20 protein-coding genes are annotated in these 17,208 nt (G+C 44.6%); 13 read left to right on the top strand and 7 right to left on the bottom strand.

Annotated elements, in window-relative coordinates:
• Window positions 1–56: 56 nt before the first annotated feature.
• A complete protein-coding gene (locus BN8908_RS09400) occupies window positions 57–671 on the bottom strand; it encodes a recombinase family protein (protein ID WP_068692195.1) in 615 nt (204 codons plus the stop codon).
• Window positions 672–909: 238 nt separating this feature from the next.
• Here BN8908_RS09400 and BN8908_RS09390 point away from each other — a divergent pair, with 238 nt between their 5' ends.
• From BN8908_RS09390 to BN8908_RS09360, 7 genes are all read left to right on the top strand, one after another.
• A complete protein-coding gene (locus tag BN8908_RS09390) occupies window positions 910–1,950 on the top strand; it encodes a hypothetical protein (RefSeq protein WP_068690242.1) in 1,041 nt (346 codons plus the stop codon).
• 18 nt (window positions 1,951–1,968) lie between these two features.
• Window positions 1,969–2,415, top strand: coding sequence for a hypothetical protein (locus tag BN8908_RS09385; protein WP_005815981.1), 447 nt, complete (start codon window positions 1,969–1,971; stop codon window positions 2,413–2,415).
• Between the two features lie 13 nt (window positions 2,416–2,428).
• Entirely contained in the window at window positions 2,429–2,830 is a 402-nt protein-coding gene (locus BN8908_RS09380) for a hypothetical protein (protein ID WP_005807212.1), read from the top strand.
• Window positions 2,831–2,904: 74 nt separating this feature from the next.
• Window positions 2,905–3,399, top strand: a complete 495-nt coding sequence (locus BN8908_RS09375) for a hypothetical protein (RefSeq protein WP_225678910.1) — start codon at window positions 2,905–2,907, stop codon at window positions 3,397–3,399.
• A gap of 1 nt (window position 3,400) precedes the next feature.
• Window positions 3,401–4,246: a helix-turn-helix domain-containing protein gene (locus tag BN8908_RS09370; RefSeq protein WP_068690240.1), complete on the top strand. Its 846-nt coding sequence runs from the start codon at window positions 3,401–3,403 to the stop codon at window positions 4,244–4,246.
• Window positions 4,247–4,465: 219 nt separating this feature from the next.
• Window positions 4,466–5,923: a MobV family relaxase gene (gene mobV / locus BN8908_RS09365; protein WP_032529487.1), complete on the top strand. Its 1,458-nt coding sequence runs from the start codon at window positions 4,466–4,468 to the stop codon at window positions 5,921–5,923.
• A gap of 52 nt (window positions 5,924–5,975) precedes the next feature.
• Window positions 5,976–7,400 carry an OmpA family protein gene (locus tag BN8908_RS09360; RefSeq protein ID WP_068690239.1) on the top strand — a complete coding sequence of 475 codons (1,425 nt, stop codon included), beginning with the start codon at window positions 5,976–5,978 and terminating at the stop codon, window positions 7,398–7,400.
• Window positions 7,401–7,493: 93 nt separating this feature from the next.
• On the opposite strand, the gene BN8908_RS09355 is transcribed toward BN8908_RS09360, so the two are convergent.
• Window positions 7,494–7,667: a histone H1 gene (locus BN8908_RS09355; protein WP_005807207.1), complete on the bottom strand. Its 174-nt coding sequence runs from the start codon at window positions 7,665–7,667 to the stop codon at window positions 7,494–7,496.
• 78 nt (window positions 7,668–7,745) lie between these two features.
• Window positions 7,746–8,999: a retropepsin-like aspartic protease gene (locus tag BN8908_RS09350; protein ID WP_068690237.1), complete on the bottom strand. Its 1,254-nt coding sequence runs from the start codon at window positions 8,997–8,999 to the stop codon at window positions 7,746–7,748.
• Between the two features lie 410 nt (window positions 9,000–9,409).
• Here BN8908_RS09350 and BN8908_RS09340 point away from each other — a divergent pair, with 410 nt between their 5' ends.
• From BN8908_RS09340 to BN8908_RS09310, 6 genes are all read left to right on the top strand, one after another.
• A complete protein-coding gene (locus BN8908_RS09340; protein ID WP_005807206.1) occupies window positions 9,410–9,991 on the top strand; it encodes a hypothetical protein in 582 nt (193 codons plus the stop codon).
• Between the two features lie 426 nt (window positions 9,992–10,417).
• Window positions 10,418–10,903 carry a hypothetical protein gene (locus tag BN8908_RS09330; protein WP_005807200.1) on the top strand — a complete coding sequence of 162 codons (486 nt, stop codon included), beginning with the start codon at window positions 10,418–10,420 and terminating at the stop codon, window positions 10,901–10,903.
• A gap of 85 nt (window positions 10,904–10,988) precedes the next feature.
• Entirely contained in the window at window positions 10,989–11,183 is a 195-nt protein-coding gene (locus BN8908_RS18970) for a hypothetical protein (RefSeq protein ID WP_068690231.1), read from the top strand.
• A gap of 52 nt (window positions 11,184–11,235) precedes the next feature.
• Window positions 11,236–11,526, top strand: a complete 291-nt coding sequence (locus BN8908_RS09320) for a hypothetical protein (RefSeq protein ID WP_068690229.1) — start codon at window positions 11,236–11,238, stop codon at window positions 11,524–11,526.
• 192 nt (window positions 11,527–11,718) lie between these two features.
• Window positions 11,719–12,156, top strand: a complete 438-nt coding sequence (locus BN8908_RS09315; RefSeq protein WP_068690227.1) for a DUF2867 domain-containing protein — start codon at window positions 11,719–11,721, stop codon at window positions 12,154–12,156.
• Between the two features lie 41 nt (window positions 12,157–12,197).
• Window positions 12,198–12,959, top strand: coding sequence for a class I SAM-dependent methyltransferase (locus BN8908_RS09310; protein WP_021891532.1), 762 nt, complete (start codon window positions 12,198–12,200; stop codon window positions 12,957–12,959).
• 121 nt (window positions 12,960–13,080) lie between these two features.
• Here BN8908_RS09310 and BN8908_RS09305 read toward each other — a convergent pair whose 3' ends face one another.
• The 4 genes from BN8908_RS09305 to BN8908_RS09290 all read right to left on the bottom strand — a co-directional run bounded on the left by BN8908_RS09305 (window position 13,081) and on the right by BN8908_RS09290 (window position 17,204).
• Window positions 13,081–14,769, bottom strand: coding sequence for a zincin-like metallopeptidase domain-containing protein (locus tag BN8908_RS09305; RefSeq protein WP_068690225.1), 1,689 nt, complete (start codon window positions 14,767–14,769; stop codon window positions 13,081–13,083).
• Window positions 14,770–14,774: 5 nt separating this feature from the next.
• Entirely contained in the window at window positions 14,775–15,386 is a 612-nt protein-coding gene (locus BN8908_RS09300; RefSeq protein WP_068690223.1) for a hypothetical protein, read from the bottom strand.
• Window positions 15,387–15,465: 79 nt separating this feature from the next.
• The gene (locus BN8908_RS09295; RefSeq protein ID WP_005815998.1) at window positions 15,466–15,657 is read right to left on the bottom strand and encodes a hypothetical protein; all 192 of its coding nucleotides are present in this window, start codon (window positions 15,655–15,657) and stop codon (window positions 15,466–15,468) included.
• Window positions 15,654–17,204 carry a glucosaminidase domain-containing protein gene (locus BN8908_RS09290; RefSeq protein WP_068690221.1) on the bottom strand — a complete coding sequence of 517 codons (1,551 nt, stop codon included), beginning with the start codon at window positions 17,202–17,204 and terminating at the stop codon, window positions 15,654–15,656. The genes BN8908_RS09295 and BN8908_RS09290 overlap by 4 nt, the downstream gene beginning before the upstream one ends.
• Window positions 17,205–17,208 lie beyond the last annotated feature (4 nt).

Genomic DNA, 17,208 nt, shown 5'->3' with positions numbered 1-17,208 from the left:
ATACTTAAACTGACAGGCAAATCCGTCACTAATATGGCATCGGTTGCCTTGACTTCCTATTTCCGATTTCCAGGTACGCGGCCAGGTTTCCTGCTGAGTGCCACATTGTACTTGCCTAAAATTTGGTACACAGTACTTTTGCTCTTGACATTGCAATGCGCCATGATTTCATTGACTGAATACCCGTTGTTGTACATGTCCACAGCTATTTTATCCCGCTCGGTCTTGCTCAACATTTTGCTCGTCTTCACCGGTACACTGATACTCTGTTGCAGGCGTATCACCCGGTCAGATGACTTGCGTAATACAGCCACTTCTTCCGGAAGAGATCCGAACATGGTCAGCACCTCCGCCGCCGTCGTGTCCGGAAACAATTCACCACGGGAGTCAATCTTGTCATGGATGGAAATAATGCGGACCACTTTGATCCGGCATAACTCTATCAATGCGGCCAACTCCCTCAAACCGCGCACGGCGTTACTGAATTTCGAGACAACCAGTTCGTCCCCTCTCTCAAGATTTGTCATGAGCTGTTTCCAGCGAGGTCTGAGCGTCTCGTGCTGGACTGATTCCTCTATCACTTGTACACAACCGTACTGGCACATCCATTCCTTGTCCGCATCATATTCATTATACGAATTTGCCTTAAATATATAACCAACTTTTGCCATGTCAATATCCAATACAAATGATAACAAGTGCAAATATACAAGTTTTATTTGAGTGGCCAAATCAAACCATTATAAAAATCGAACTATTTATTTTTTCGTCCTTTTTTCTTTCACTTGTTTTCATTGATAATCATACTATTAAGTACGATATTGAAAAATGCACAAAATACAGTTCCAATGGTATTAAGTATAGAAAATTATATATAGTTTTGCGTGAAATAGTACGAAAACATATAGTATGAAAATTCAAAAAACGAACCTTAAAGCATCAAGTTTTTTACACATGATAGCTGCCGCTTCAATCACGGTATGCATGTTCACATCATGTAATGGCGGATTGACTGAACAGTCCGAAAGCGATCCTGCCGGTACATACAGAAATTATCTGCTCGAAGTAAGGAAGATGAAATCTATTTCATTTGAAGAGCTGTCAGAAAACCTTTGCCAATGGCAAGCCATAAGAGATTCCGTTTTTAACCATGTCCGGCAGGACACGGTTGGGACCCATGGTCAAGACCTTCGTAAAACATGCGAAGGCATACATGATTCCCTACGCCTGGAGTTCTCGCGTCTGGCTTTGTCAAGGCCACGTTCCTATCAGGAGTTATTCCTATTGAAAAGAAAACTTTCATCTAATGACAAAGACAATGGATTAATCCGGACCGTGGAAAAGATCCGTCCATTCTTTGAGTCATTAGATAAACGCCCAATCCATAAGGGAGACAGGAAGCAAATCATTTCGGATTATCGTACTTTGCTGGCCAACACTCTCCGAAATGGCATACACGGGACAGATGACATGACAGAGTTCATCGGAAAAGAGGATGCTATTTTTCGGGCGTTCTTGCCATATCTGTGCAGCATTGGTGATGAAGACATTTCCGATATAACGCGTGATACGGAAAAATGCTGTTTGCAGATTTTGTTTGCCGCCGAACGTAAAGAGATACCTCACCAGGATGCCCTCGTTTACCTGGCCATGCGAACCAATCGCAGACTGATACTTAATACCGGAACCTGCATCAATGACATTCATAATCAAAAGGTCCAAACAAAAGCACAAGCCTACGCATATATCTGGATGCTTATGCGCCCATACGTTTCTATGGACAGTTTCCACCTGTCGATGCTTTCTTCCAAAGACCAGGAACAGCTTGAACGGTTTGCCGCACAGACACCGGCCATATTTGAGACTTTGTGCCGAATCTTGAACTCGGGAGACAACCGCCTGGATGAATTACCCGGAATGCTTATGGAGATTTACATTCACACGCTATAAACATAAAATCAAATGAATATGCTACGACACTTTCTGAAAGACTTTATGACGTTTGTCCCCCTTCAGTTGCCACAGCTGCTCGATGTAACCACTATGGAGGAGCCGCAGTTTTACGGGGACTATGTCCTGCTGACTTTTCCATTGCATGATCCTTATGACCTGGAAGAAGTGATGGATATGCTGGAGGATGATATGGAACTGATTGTGCTTTATCATCACATTCCTATGCAAGACGAACCGTTCGGCCATAGTACATGCGCTTACTCCAATCCATCTTTCGGCCAAATGTTCAAGGTGAACGCGAAGACTGATTCCGATGGCAAGGTCCATACCGTCCTTGTAACCATATATGATTCACTTGAACAAATGTACGGGGATCTCTGCCTTGACTTGCAACTCCATTCTAAAAGCGGAAAGCTGAAATACCAGAAGAACAAGGAGGACATACTTATTGACTTTTTATAAAAACAACATCATCATGAGAAATACATTATACAGGCAGATGGTCTATTGGATCAATGCCCACCGAACATGGATAGAGGTCGCAGACGACAACCTCTATAAAGAACATATCATCTCAAGAAGTGACAGGACGGACTACCTTGTCTCCCGAACTTTGGTCCTGCGGGCGTTCAAGACAAACGGAACATACCTCGAAGGTACCACATGGGCCATCCCTGAACATGAACTGAACAAAGCTTTGGCTATCTATCGCAAACAGGACCGGTCATTCAAGCAGCGAATCAAAAAAGCTGCAATGAACCTCACGGCCGTGGATGCCGAAACCATTATCCGCTTGGCAACTTATGATATTGTCCACTTGGAACTCAGAGCAACACCTATACACGTACCCGAAAAACCATATTACTTATGTTACTGAAAATATTGCAACTCATCTTTTGCGTGACCCCTCTTGTACTGTCATTGATATTGTACAAAAAGCCATACCGGTTTATGGCAAAGTTTCACGCTTCCATGAAACAAAACATCAGAGCCCGCAAACTTTATACACGGGTGATTCTGTTCCTGCTACTGCTTTTCCACTATGTCTATGCAAGTGGACATGCTGGTGAATTCGGCATCCTGGTATCAACCGTTATCTGTGCCGCTATGTTCTCGTTCAAGCTGGCGGACAGGTGTCTGAGCCGTTTGCATGATTCCATGGGTCTGTTTGCCGGCATCAGTGCTATAACATTGGTCAGCTGCTTTGAACCGTATCTGTACACTACTACCGTAACTGCGTACTATATTCTTTTGGCAGCCTTGTTCTATCCCTCTGCTCCGGTCACAGCCGAATGCGATGATGAAGAAAAGGCTGAAGGAACGACAACGCATCCTGAAACGATATCCGAAAAGAAACACGATAATCATCACGCGATGGTGTCTTTGAAGCGGACAAAGGCAGCATTTCAGAAACTCCGCACTGTAATAATCATTAAAACAAAGTAAAATGGAAAATAGTCAAGAGAATACGACCTTTATATTGGCAGATGTCAAGGTGTTCGATTTCCTGAAGGAGAAAGCCGGAGACCGTAAAACGAAGACGGAAGCGTATTGGGACCTGCTGGACAGATCAATGGCAGGTTTTGTTTCTCCATTTGTAAGAAAAGTGGAGCGAAAACTTCTTCCCAACCAATGTCATGTGACAATCTCCGATCTTGCGGAATTCTGGCATTGGCATCGTGCCACTGTCCGAACCTTTCTGGATGCTCTGGAATCTTTCGGGCTACTTGAACGCACAAAACTTAATAAAAGCGTCATCATCACCATGACCGTGCAGTCTGGAAAAAATGCAATAGCCGGAACTGAACAGGAAGAGCCGGACTTTGCCACACGAATCGGCAGTATATTGTCCGAATGGGTCATCGGCAAAAAGACATCGGAGGATGCCGGTCATTCATGTGGTCAGGCTCTTTGCCAGGCATTAGCCGCCATTGCCGGTAAAGATAATTCTCAGGCTTCCGGCAACGGCGCCGATACGGTATCGGCAGAAGTCGTCAGACAGGAAGAAAAACTAAGGGAAACAATATTAGAGTGTATTGCCAATGCCGCTCTCCAGCGTGTGTTGCGTAAGTCAAGATTCGATAACAGTTCACAACTGTCGCAGTTCTTCACCCTTGACCTCGGCGGTGAATGGGGCGCGTTTATCGAGACCGCCAAAGAGCTTGCGGAGCTTGTATTTAATCCCGAAACATCCGGCGCAGGTGTTGATATGGACAGGAACAAAGAACTCCTTAAATCGTTCCGTATTCCCTTTTTATCGCTTGCGGCAAAAGCCCAGACATTGTCGGACTGAACCGGGAAACGAAAATGAATTGTATAACCAGGAACAATCCATCCCTATCTCAGTCCTGACATCCTTCCAGTTTTATGAGGCAAGTGGGCTTGCCCACATGCCACGAAACAGAGGGAGTGGGTAGCCTAATACCCCTGCCTACTAACGTCGCAGGGAGGCATGTCCGAACAAGCAGCAAGCTGGGACATGATGGATTGTACAAAACAACACGGAAACAATATGGCAAATGCAAAACAGGTACTTGACGTACATGTATCCAAAGGGATAACAGTGGCTCAGAGTAATGAACATATGCGCAATTGGACAGAGAAAGGTTGGAAAAGGGCAACTGACCTTGGTAATTATGACCCGACACGTGAACACCTGAATTTTGAAGTCGTATCAGGAGGTAAGATCCGTCCTATCGACAAAGGCCGGAGCATTCCTGAGCGAATGGCTGAACTGTTGCATAAACGAGGCATAAAGGATCCCAATGAAGGTTTGGAAGAACCGAGATTCCGTACAGTCGTAAATATCATTTTTGGGGGCTCTCGCACACGGATGCAGGAACTCGCATTTGGCAAGCAGGAAGTCGATTTTGAAAAAGGTGCGGACAATAGACACATAAAAAGGAAGAGTGAGATTGAACGTTGGGCAAAGGATGTCTATTCATTTGTCTGCGGCAGATATGGTGAACAGAATATTGCCGCATTCATTGTACATCTGGATGAGTTGAATCCACATGTGCATTGTACTTTGCTGCCAATCAAAGATGGGAAGTTTGCGTACAAGGAGATATTTGCCGGTAAGGACAAATATGAATTCAGCGAGCGCATGAAACAGCTTCATACGGACTTTTATGCAGAAGTCAATAGCAAATGGGGCATGTCCAGAGGCTCAAGTGTTTCCGAAACGGGAAAGAAGCATCGCAGTACAGAAGAATACCGTCGTATGCTGTCAGAGGAATGCTCTACAATAGAAGAGAATATCAGCCGCCATCAGCAAGTCCTTTCCTCTCTCCATTCGGACATCCGGATGGCAGAGCGCAGGGTCAAGGGCTTGACTTCAATGGTGGAAAACTTGAAAAAGGAGCAGGCCGAAAAAGAAGCCCAATTGTCGGCACTCAAAAATGATATGGAAGCCCGGAAAGGTGATGCACAGACTTTATCTGCCGAGAAAGAAAAGCTCGAAAATGAGCTGGCCGCTATCCAGAATAAATTGGCAGACAAACAGGAGAAGCTACAGACCGCTGACCGACAACTTTCCGAGCTCAAGGAAAATATGGATGCCATTCAGGAGCGGACAGAAGAATTGAAGGAAGAAGCATACAAATACTCGCGTGATGTCCATTCCAAAGTGGACAGTCTGCTCAAGGATGCCATGTTGGAGAATATGGTCAATGAGTGGCGGGAAATGTCGGCACAGATGAAGCCTTCCGAACGGCAACAGTTCGATGACACGCTCCTGTGTTCCGTGGCGGAACGGGGGACGGAAGTCATGCGCTGTGCGACAATGCTGTTTCTTGGAATGGTCGATGATGCCACAACATTTGCCGAAACACATGGCGGCGGAGGTGGCGGAAATGACCTCAAGTGGGGACGTGATGAAGACGAGGACAACCGTGCCTGGGCTCTCCGGTGCATGAAGATGGCAAGTCGCATGATGCGTCCTTCCAGTGGCAAAAAAGCCAAACGATAAATGGCAGAAATGTATTACAATCAAAGTTATAACAAATAAAAATCATTTGAATATGACAAAACAAATCATTCTTATCTTTGCCGTTCTCTGCTCCGTGCAGGTACAGGCAAATTCACGATATACAGAAAGAGATACTGTACAACATGAGTTCTTCCATGATGCCACAGAACTGTTCCAACCCCTCCAGCCGGTCTATCTTGACGGTGTGGTAGTGCCAAGGACCGGGAGTGGCAATTGGTTTGTCAGTGTCACCGGAGGGGCAACCGCTTTTCTCGGAACGCCTCTTGGCTGCGAAGATCTGTTCGGACGTGTGAAACCCTCGTACAACCTTGCCGTCGGAAAATGGTTTACTCCTGCCGTTGGCGCCCGCATACATTACAGCGGTTTGCAATTCAAAGATGCCGGGTTATCCACGAAAAATTACCATAGCGTCCATGCAGACCTGCTATGGAACCTGCTTGGTTATCGGTATTCCGGACAGGAGCAGACACGCTGGGGACTTGCCCCATTTGTCGGAGTCGGACTGATACACAATTCCTCCAACAAGACTTCTCCTTTCGCCTTCTCATACGGTATTCAGGGACAATATCGGATTTCAAAACGGGTAAGTGCAGTACTGGAGTTCTCGGGGACAACAACCTCACAAAAATTTGATGGCTATGGCCGAACAAACCGCCTGGGTGATCATATGGTATCACTGACAGCCGGATTCACCTTCCATCTCGGGAAAATAGGTTGGAAACGAGCTGCTGATGTCACGCATTACATCCACAGGAATGAACAGCTCATCGATTATTCCCGTGCCTTGTCCGAGAAGAACAGCCGCTATGCCGGACAACATGACTGCGACAAACGAACGCTTGCTGAACTGAAGAAGATTCTGGAAATCGAAGGTCTGCTTGATACCTACGGGCACTTGCTGGAAGATGAGAAGAATGGACAACAAGGATATCCTGTAAACAATTATAGTGGCTTGAACTCATTGCGTGCAAGACTGAAACACAGACATTGGGACGGAATATCCCCTCTCGATACGGCATTCATTCATAACAACAATAACAACAAGGACAAACAGAATCCGGATTCCCTGGTATCGAATAAATTCATAACGGCTGAAGGGCACAATCCCATGGTTGTGAATCATGTCTCGGATAGCTGTATCGGAGCTCCTGTATATTTCTTTTTCACTCTTAACACTGCCCGCCTGACAGATGTTTCACAGAAACTCAATCTGGATGAATTGGCAAGGGTCGCAAAGAAATATGACTTGCATGTAAGAGTTACCGGGGCTGCGGACAGTTCTACAGGGACATCCGGCATCAATGATTCATTGAGCCAGTCAAGAGCGGACTTTATCGTTTCGGAACTGAAACAGCGCGGCATTCCTGCAGAAAGGATCACAAAAATCAGCAGAGGTGGAATTGCCGACTATCTGCCGACCGAAGCCAACAGACACACGAAAGTTGAACTGTTTTAGCCATAGAGAATCTATTATTAACCAAAAGCCTCTCCGCTGTGAAGCGCAGAGGCTTTTTACTTGATACCTGGTATGTACGTATTCCGAAAGGAATCATTTGGAGGCTTCCAGTGATTCTTTTCTGAACTGTTTCAGAAGCTTTTCAAGTTCAAGTGACGCTTTACGGGCACGCATTCCTGCTGCCTTATTGCCTTTTTCAATCTGAAGTTTGGCATTCTCTGAAAACTGAGCGAACAATTCGCTGATCTGAGCAAATGAATTTTCCATTACTTTGTACTTTTAATTATATATTATTGCAACAAAGATAATAGCGGAATGTCTTGATGTATGATAATGATATAAAAATTATTCGATAAAAATAAGTTTCTTGTTGTTGATGCTCATTATAAGTTTTTGTCGTGATAGAATTTCATAACCCAAAAGTCCATCAATCTTGTTTGTCCAACGAGCGTTTAGATGACTGATATCACTAAATACTGTTGGCAGGTGCTTAAAGCGTTTTTTGCCAATATTCAAAGATTTTATATCACCGTTTTTTACTGTAGTTGATTCTTTTGATGCTCCATTCAATTCCGTAGTGGAAATATTTGACATTCGTTTTTCCAGTTTACTAAACATTGAGTCATCAATCAGGTTAACGGCAGCACCACAATCAATACCCATCATGAGAGTAATATCACCAATCTTTGTCTCGATAAAAGGAATGTGCGACTTTTCAGAGGTCATCTGCATCGGAACCTCATAGGTCTTATATCTCATTTCCTTTATATAATTTTCTGTTTTATCACTCTTGATTAATGTCAATGTTTTCCCTTCATAATCGAATAGCCAATCGTAGTCCTTTAGCACTTGATAACCAATTAATCCATATATTTCTCGATCTTTTGACAAGTGAGAAATGTCTGACATTACAAAGTCTGTATTTTCAGCACGAATCCCATGAAAATTGAAAGTGTTGACACGAAAAACATCTTGACCCGAAATTCCAGAACTTACGCCTTGTGCACTGCTTATTGAGTTTACTGTATCATTAGTGTGGGAAAAATATTTACTGTTCAGGTAAAGACTCGGCGCACCACTATCCAAGATAAAATCACGTTCAATACCATTCAATTCTGCCTTAACAAAAATAAGTCCGTCAGATATTTCCATTGGTACTGTAATAACATCATCGGATGGAGTTTCAAAATCTTTTTTCATATCTACCTTTTTAACTTGTACGGGTAGCAGATCCATCTGTTTTATCTGATTGTCACTATTAAAGATAAAGGTTGCTTCTTTATGCCCCAGTCGTTTGCTGTAATTGAAGTCATATACTAAAGTCAAAGTCGCATCTGCTTGCCGTTCGTCTATTTTATTTATATTAGAGATATGTTCGTCTATTTGTGTTATTATTTGCGCTAAAACTTGGATAGCGATTGGACCGCTCTGACCTGCACAGACGAAATCCGGTGCAAGATGTTCATGCAGATTTTCAACCGAGTGATTGTTGACAGCGTCAACAGCAATGTTAACTATTTCCATACACCGCTGGCTATCCTGTGCTGAAACGGTATATATAGAAAAAAATGTAAAGATAAGAGCAATAAAATATTTCATAATATTCTGTTTATATGTGTTTATATGCGAATATATAAATATTTTTACAGTTGTAACAGTATTCAATTATAATTTAACGGCATATTGTCATATATATTGCCTTTTCTATATTCAATAAATTGATATTCTCTCTCATCACCGGCTTTCCTTGCCGGAGAGATTTCATATGCAAAGGTACAGCGACGGACGGTCGCCAAGTACCGCTGTGCTAACGGCTCCCGGATCTTCACGGCAGCCTTCCACAAATCGAAGATTTGGGTATTCCGCTTTATCCTGTCACTGTTTACTTGTCTTGTTCGTCCTATGCTCGCTGTCTGTCCTGCATAAAAATCATTCCCCGACAAGAAGCCGGAAGAGCTTCGATAAGAGGGATAACAAAAACAATGTTCAACAATTAAATTATTACGATTATGCCGAATTGGTGCAGTACTGCGTATGTGATAGATGGCGACGCAAAAGAAGTGAAGCAACTGTATGAGTTGATGAAAGGACTGGAAGAACGTAAGACACCTTCAGTAGAAAACGGATTTGGGACTACTTGGCTGGGATGTCTCGTGGATGCTTTGGGTAAGGATTGGAACGATGTACGTTGCCGTGGCTCTTGGAACGGACTTGAAATGGACGGTGATGTATTGAAGTTTTCAACAGAAACAGCGTGGGCCCCATGCAGTGAGACATTTGACCTTGTGAGGGAAGCGTTCCCCAATCTTCGCTATTACTTTCAGGCGGAAGAGCCAGGCATGGAAGTATATGAAACAAACGATGAATTTGGTACATATTTCAGTGACAGGTTCTTCTTGGACGCATGTTCCCCAGAGGAAGAGTATCTCAGTGAATATTTCGAGACCCAAGAAGATGCGTTCGCTTGGCTTGAAGAAAAATGCGGAGAGCCGATAAAGTCAGCAGAGGATGTCAAGGCACTTGACGAACGCTGGCAAAGCAAGAGCGAAGATGCCTTCTGCTACCTGCATGAATTTCAAATAGTAAACTAATTCAATCCGACATCAGCAAATGATTCCCGAGCATTATTTGTTCGGGAGTCTTTTCTATGCTTTTATAGACAGCCTGTTTTACAAAACTGCGCTGGAGGTGCATACCCTTTATATTCGGCCAGGTTATTCCTCTTGTAAGAAATATATGATTTCCTACCTGCCGGCACTTTCTTGTCGGAGAGATTTTATATGCGAAGGTACAGCGACGGACGGTCGCCAAGTACCGCTATGCTAACGGTTCCCGGATATTCACGGCAGCCTTCCGCAAATCATAGATTTGGGTATTCCGCTTTATCCTGTCCACTGTTTACTTGTCTTGTTCGTCCTATGCTCGCTGTCTGTCCTGCATAAAAATCATTCCCTGACAAGAAGGCCGAAAGGCTTCAAGAAAAGGGAAATAAAAACAACAACTTAAAATTCAGAATTATGCACAGCAGAGTTTTTCAAATTTCAACAACGCAGATAGACAAGGAAAACTATCTGAACGAAGACACCCTCAATCAGGGCGACAACAGTTTTTACGATTATTGTGCCGACATCAGCGATGAAGAGCGCAAGGAAGAGATAACCAATTTAGTCAATTCCATCCTGCCGAAAGGAATGTTCGAACTTGTATCGGAAGACACGATACGTTATACAGGTGATGGCATGGAACAATGGAAAGAGAAGTATGTTGCAGAAATCCGGAAGAAAGCGGACGCCATTACTGTCGAAAATATGTTTGAGTGGAGTTCTACATATTACCTCAAGCAGGCAATAGATAATCCGCTGGATACCGGCTATCATTTTTATCTGAATGGAGACGGATGCCAGTCATTTGCCGAGCCATCCTTTGAGTTCATGCTGTTTGTCAGCTCTCTTGAACCCGGCACTTTGCTCTATGTCGGAGGCGTCATTGATTATCACTTCTGACGGTATATGTCGTATAGCCACCCGCTACCATGCGGGTGGTTTCACCCAACTCATTTAATGAAGTACAGCAATCGAAAGTATTACAATGAAGACAAAAACACTCCATAGTCAGGATGCAAAAAAAGTTGGCATCAGCAGTTTTCCCAATTTTCACAAGTCAGGAAGCATCAGTGGAATGAAAAAAGCCTATTATGGACAGGACGCCCTGCTTGTGCGTTGTGGCAGTAATATTTACAATGTGTCAAGTGCCCCTGAAATATACTACAAAGTAGCACATTAGTATTTTAGTAAAGTAGTAAAATAGTAGAATAGTAAATAAGTAAAATAGTAACATGAAGACTTGCAGAAAAGATTTTCAAGGCAGGAAAAGCACAACGATTCTTAAATTGCTTTGCCGTAATATAGCTGCCGGACGTTTTAACTGGCGGAGATACTGTACGCCTCAGACTTATTTCGGTCAGGAGATTTGCGTTACACCATTGCACTGTTCCTATGGCCAAATCGGCTACACCGTGCATTTCCCTTACTCCAACATGCCGGAAGTGGAATATGATTGGGAAATGGGGAAATTGACAATAGATGAAGAAAACTGGAAAGAATATTTCCGACATAGCGAACAATGACAAGGGGCTGGCATCACACCAGCCCCAAATCCTTTTCTCAATCGTTGTATTCCTCTTATAGCTTTTTCTTGGCTTTTCTATATTGCTTATCTTGTTAATTGTCCCTCAAAAAGGACGCAATATCATAAATTATAGCGAACTTTGTAATTAAACGGTGAAAATCAAAAATGTAAACTGTTGAGATAATGAATTATGAGAAACAATAAGAGTTACAATTATACAGATGAGTTTAGTGATATAGTCCATACTGCAAGATTTATAAATGCTGCAGAGTTGTCTGGGCTGTTCTTTTCTGCACCAAAGTGGATAACCCTATTGATGAAAATTCGTAATGCCATTATGAAGCCTTTTGGACTAAAAAGAGGAAAAGATTTATCGGATTTGGTGCATATTGAGACTGAGAATTTGGCAACTATAAGCAAAAATGACAAGCATCTTGATTTGGAAATTGCTTTTATGACTGGGCGTGTGGAATGTGACAGTCAACGCATATCTGTAAGTACAAAAGTCAGATTCCATAATCGTTTTGGAAAATGTTATTTTGCCATAATCAAACCGTTCCACAATTTAATTTGCAAAACACTCTTGCTACGAGCAAAAAACAACATTGAAAAATCTGTTTGCAGATAAGCATTATAATGCACCTGCAATCAATAAAGAAATCAAGGAATATGAATACAGATTATAAAGTCGGAGATTTTATCTATGATGCAGATATTTATGATGGACTGAATAAATTTCTGTCCGATTTAGAGTTTTACAAAAAATGGTTACCCAAAAACAAAGAGGCCAAAATACTTGAACTTTGCTGTGGAACGGGAAGACTTACGATTCCAATAGCAAAGGATGGCTATGACATTAAGGGCGTTGATTATACTTCATCCATGCTTGAACGGGCAAAGGAAAAAGCGCTACAAGCCGGATTAAAAATAGATTTCATTGAAGCGGATATAAGAGAACTAAACTTGGGAGAGAAATTCGATCTTATTTTTATTCCTTTCAATTCTATTCATCATCTGTATAAAAATGAAGATTTGTTTGAGGCGTTGAACACTGTAAAAAAACACCTGAAAGATAACGGTTTGTTTTTATTGGACTGCTTCAATCCCAATATCCAATATATTGTCGAAAACGAACGGGAACAACATGTTATGGCTGAATATACTACAAATGATGGAAGAAGTGTATTGATAAGACAAAGTATGCATTACGAAAGTGCATCTCAAATCAATCGTATAAAGTGGCAGTATTTTATTGACGGTGCATTTCACTCAGTCCAGAATATGGACATGAGACTGTTCTTTCCACAAGAGTTAAATTCATATCTTCATCAAGCGGGATTTAATGTTGTCCATAAATTCGGTGATTTTACAGAGTGTGAGTTTAATGACAATTCGGAAAAACAAATATATATACTGGAACTCAAGAAGTAGTGATGAGCAATAGAATTATATCATCTAAAAATAACCTGCACTGTTACGTATGTCGTAACCTGAAAATGATTATTGTATAGCAAAGGGGCTGGCATTCACACCAGCCCCAAATCCTTTTCATTCATCGTCGCATTCCACCGCTATATTCGGTCTCCTGCTGTTCCTCCCTGTATTCTTCCAGGTCGTTCAGTTGCTCATTCACGCCCTGGAGATTGGCATCCAGTGTCATGTTGTGGTCATAAGGGTAATGATGCTTCACGGTCATGCCCGCGTTGGTCATCGTCCCCACATCCAGTGAGTCCCTGTCCCTGTTGTAATTGACATGCAGCACGTCACCGTTCGGCATTTCGAAGACCGGCATCTTGTGCCGCGTCATTTCCGCAAACTGTTCTGCAGCCATTTCCCTCGCCAATGCCTTCACATCCTCGCTGGCCCTGTCAACTCCATATCTTCGGATATGGTCTCGTACTTCCTGTTCGGTGTATTTCAGCATCACGTCATAAGTTCCTCCTACACTACCGTTATACACGACAGCGAAATGCTGGTCTTCAATCAGCAGGTCATCGCCACGGTTCTGCAAAGGAGAGGCATAGGTGTACTGTTCATCCATTCCGTTCCCGTCGTAATACTCTTTCGCAAGAGTGAGCAGCCCGTTGTAGTCCCCTTTGTCTTTCAGTGCGTCAAGTCGGTTGGTATCGTCCGCCATTTGCAGATAGGCTACAGAAGCATAATATACCTTTTCCTTCGGGGTTTCCGTCCGTTCCTGATTTTCGGTCTTTTCCCTTTCTATATCCCTGGCTATCTGGTCTATTTTCTGCGTGATCATGGATGATGCCTTCTTCACGTCCATAAGTACGGTCTTAATGTACTGGGGTGACTCCTTCAGGTTATCCAGCCACGATTTCAGATACGGACAACTGTCCTCTTTTATATGTTTGGCCATTCCGTAGCGTTGGGAGATCAATGCACCGCACAATTCGGCCACAAGTTCTTCATCGCTATACTCCTTTGAACCGAAAGAGGTCGGTTGGAAACGGTTTAGCACACCTTCCGCTCCAGTTGAATGTCCCATCTCATGGAACAGTGTTCCGTAGAATGCTTCCCCGTCCTTGAACTGCACCTTCTCCGGTACGGTGATTTCATTCTTGCTAATCGAATAAAAGGCATCATCCTGATGTTTCACGTTGATGGGACATATCCATAGATTGTCGCGTATCATCCTCTCCACCGGTTCGAAGCTGAACATTTCACCTTCATGGACGAATGGACGGCCGTTTTCCTTTTCCAGCTTCTCCCACAGTTCAGGGCGAGCCTCTTTCAGATTCGTCTGGGCGACGTTGAACACGCGGAATACCTGCATCTTGGGATACACGTTATACTCTTTCTTTTCGTCCTCGGACAAGTTTTTGTAATCGTCATACTTGATCTTCTCCTTGGTCTCCTTGTGGATGCAGGTAAATGTGGTCAGCATGACGGGAAACGATTTCTCGCCTTTCAGTACCGATACCCTCGGCAGTTCCTCGCCGTTCTTGCCCGGTTTGTTCAGTCTCTGCACGCAATCAAATGTGCAGAATCTCGGAATAGTGTATCCTTCCTTTTCGCAGTGCAGCATGAGCATAAGCGCATTCATACCATTGTATTCGCGTCCGGACAGATTGCGTGGCCACTGAAGGCTGCCCTCGGTGAACCAGGGCTTCTTCCAGTCCTTGCTGATAGTCTCCAGCTTTTCAATCATCATTTCCGCAAAGAGGTCGAGAGCCTTGTCTTCGCTGTTCGGCCCTTCTGTATTTTGTCTCCTGTAGCCTGCCATAACCGTTACTGATTGGAGTTAGACGAATCTGCGACACATTGTGTAAGTTCCTCTACACGGCAGGATACATTAGGCTTACCGTTATGGACAGTCAGGCCCATTTCGCCCTTGGCATCGATCTTCACACCAGGCTGGAGCCATTCTTCACGCTGCCTGTTGAAGCAGAAGAAACGTACCCATTGGTACTCAAAGCCGTCAGCGACTTTCTCCGTGCTGAATGCCGAGAACATCGTGTAGGACTGGTCTTTCTTGTCCTTCTTTTCCTCGATGTTCTTTCCGACCTTTCCACAGAAAACCATCTCTCCTTTGAGAGTATTGGCCGCATCGGCAGTCACATCGCGGATCTCGTTTGCGAATAGGTTGAAATAGGTCCTGTCGCCCCTGTGCTTCAGGTACATCGTACCGTCAATCTCGACACGTGAGCCTTTCCTGTAGCAGGAGGCTTCCTCCTGACCGCCATCTTTGCTCACATCGATCTCGACAGGCTTTTCCTGACCGTCAGTTGCAGGAACCATTATCTGGAGAGGGAACGTAAAAAACGGTTTTCCCTCCTTGTTTGTGCGTGTAGTAGCATCGCGGTTGATAATACCGCATACAGTAACATTACATTTAATCATAACTCGTTTTGTTTTTAGAATGGTACATATCATCCGGCAAATGCTGGTTATATTGATGTTGAAGGTCTGAGAGCATATTCTAATCGGGCGCACGGATCATTGCCCAGACAAGCCATCCGGCAACGAGCAGCTGCACTCCCACGATAAGGAATGTTGCCGTCAAGCCAAACAGCTTGTAGCAGGACAGGACATACAAAGCCAGGTAGGATAATCCTGCCAGATACTTGCATAGCTGTATCATCACGCATTTTATCATATCGCCATGCTTCATCTTTTCAGATTTTCCGTTTGTCCTCGCTGCTCGGACATGCCCTGTTCGAAATTCTGTGAAGCCATTTCCGAAAGGATGGCAGTATTCAGCAATCCCGTCACGCGCATCCGCTTGGCTTCATCCGTAAGGGTACTGTTGTTCAGCACGGCCGACAGCCGGCTCAATTCTGCGGAACTCAACTCGCGCGATATATGCTGTTCGCCGTTATCCGCCTGAAGGACGGCTTTCCCGTTCTCTTTCATGGTCAGACTACAGCTTTTCATGTCAGGCAGCAGTGGTTTCAAGTCAATCTTTCCGCTATCCATGGCCCCCGAAACGGCGGCTTTCTGCTCTTCCTCGTTCTTGCTGTCAATCTGAACGGCCAGCACCATCAGTGAGGTAAAGGCCGTCATGGCCATCTCCATGACAGGGTCATTGCATCCGGACATGCCGACGCCACTGTCCTCCGAGGACAGCAGCTTTTTCATCCAGTCTTCGGTAGAAAGAGGTTTCTCGATTTTGGGTTCTTCCGTACTACGGTATTTCGCGAGCAGGTCATTGCCGTTGTACAGCACCTGCTGCTTGATATTGCCTTTCTGCGCAATCTCGGCCAGATATGCAGCCGGGTCGATGTCACGGCGCGTCCCGTCCGAATGGATGTTCACCACCCCGAAATGCAGGTGCTCTCCCGTGGTCCGTGTCCCCGTGTTGCCCGAGGTTCCAAGGCGTTGTCCTGCCTTGACACTGTCTCCCGCCTTGACTGCGATATCGCCAAGGTGCATATAGGTACACTGCACCTTGCTTCCATCCGGGCGGCTGTATTCGACGGTTACGCTCTTGCCTCCGGCAGAGTTGGCATTGCCGTTTACCGAAACGACCTTTCCGCCGTTTTCCGTGGCCAGCACCGCATCGCCTTTGCATCGTATGTCAAGCCCCTTGTGCATCTGCTGCTTTTCTTTGTCCATCGGGTCCTGACGCATTCCGAAAGCGGAAGTGACAAAGAGGAACTCCTTGCGTTCCACCGGAAATGAATAGGCTTCTGCCTTTTCTTTCTCCTGGAGAGGATTACTTTCCAGACCGAACTGCTTGCCCTGCGCGGCCATTTCCTGCATGACCTGACGGTCGTATTTGTCCAGGCCGTTCTGCTCGATGATCTTCTGCAGAGTCCCGGCATAGTTGCCCCCGGTCGCGTAACCGGCTTTGGCTATACCTTCCGTCCATCCTTTGTAGTCATCGGGACGGAGATTGAAACATTCCGCGTAGCGGCTGTTCTCCTTAAGGAACCTCGAATGGTGTTCATAGGAGTCTCCTACGTTATCATAGCTGCAGAATTTCTCGTTCGGCTTGTCATCCGAATACAGGCTGTACCGGCCGCCTTCCGCAATCCATGACTGAGTGGCCTTGATGCCGAAATGATTGTTTTCCTTGCGGGCCAGTTCACTCTGTCCGTTGGAACTCTCAAGGATTCCTTGCGCAAGTGTTACCGAAGCGGGGATGCCATACCGGCGCATCTGCTCCATGGCGTACTCCGCATACTTGTCTGCATATTCTTTATTTTTTCCTGCCATATCA

Origin of the sequence: Culturomica massiliensis (assembly GCF_900091655.1) — a bacterium.
Taxonomy (GTDB): Bacteria; Bacteroidota; Bacteroidia; order Bacteroidales; family Marinifilaceae; genus Culturomica; species Culturomica massiliensis.
This window is presented reverse-complemented; position numbering and strand designations above follow the sequence as displayed.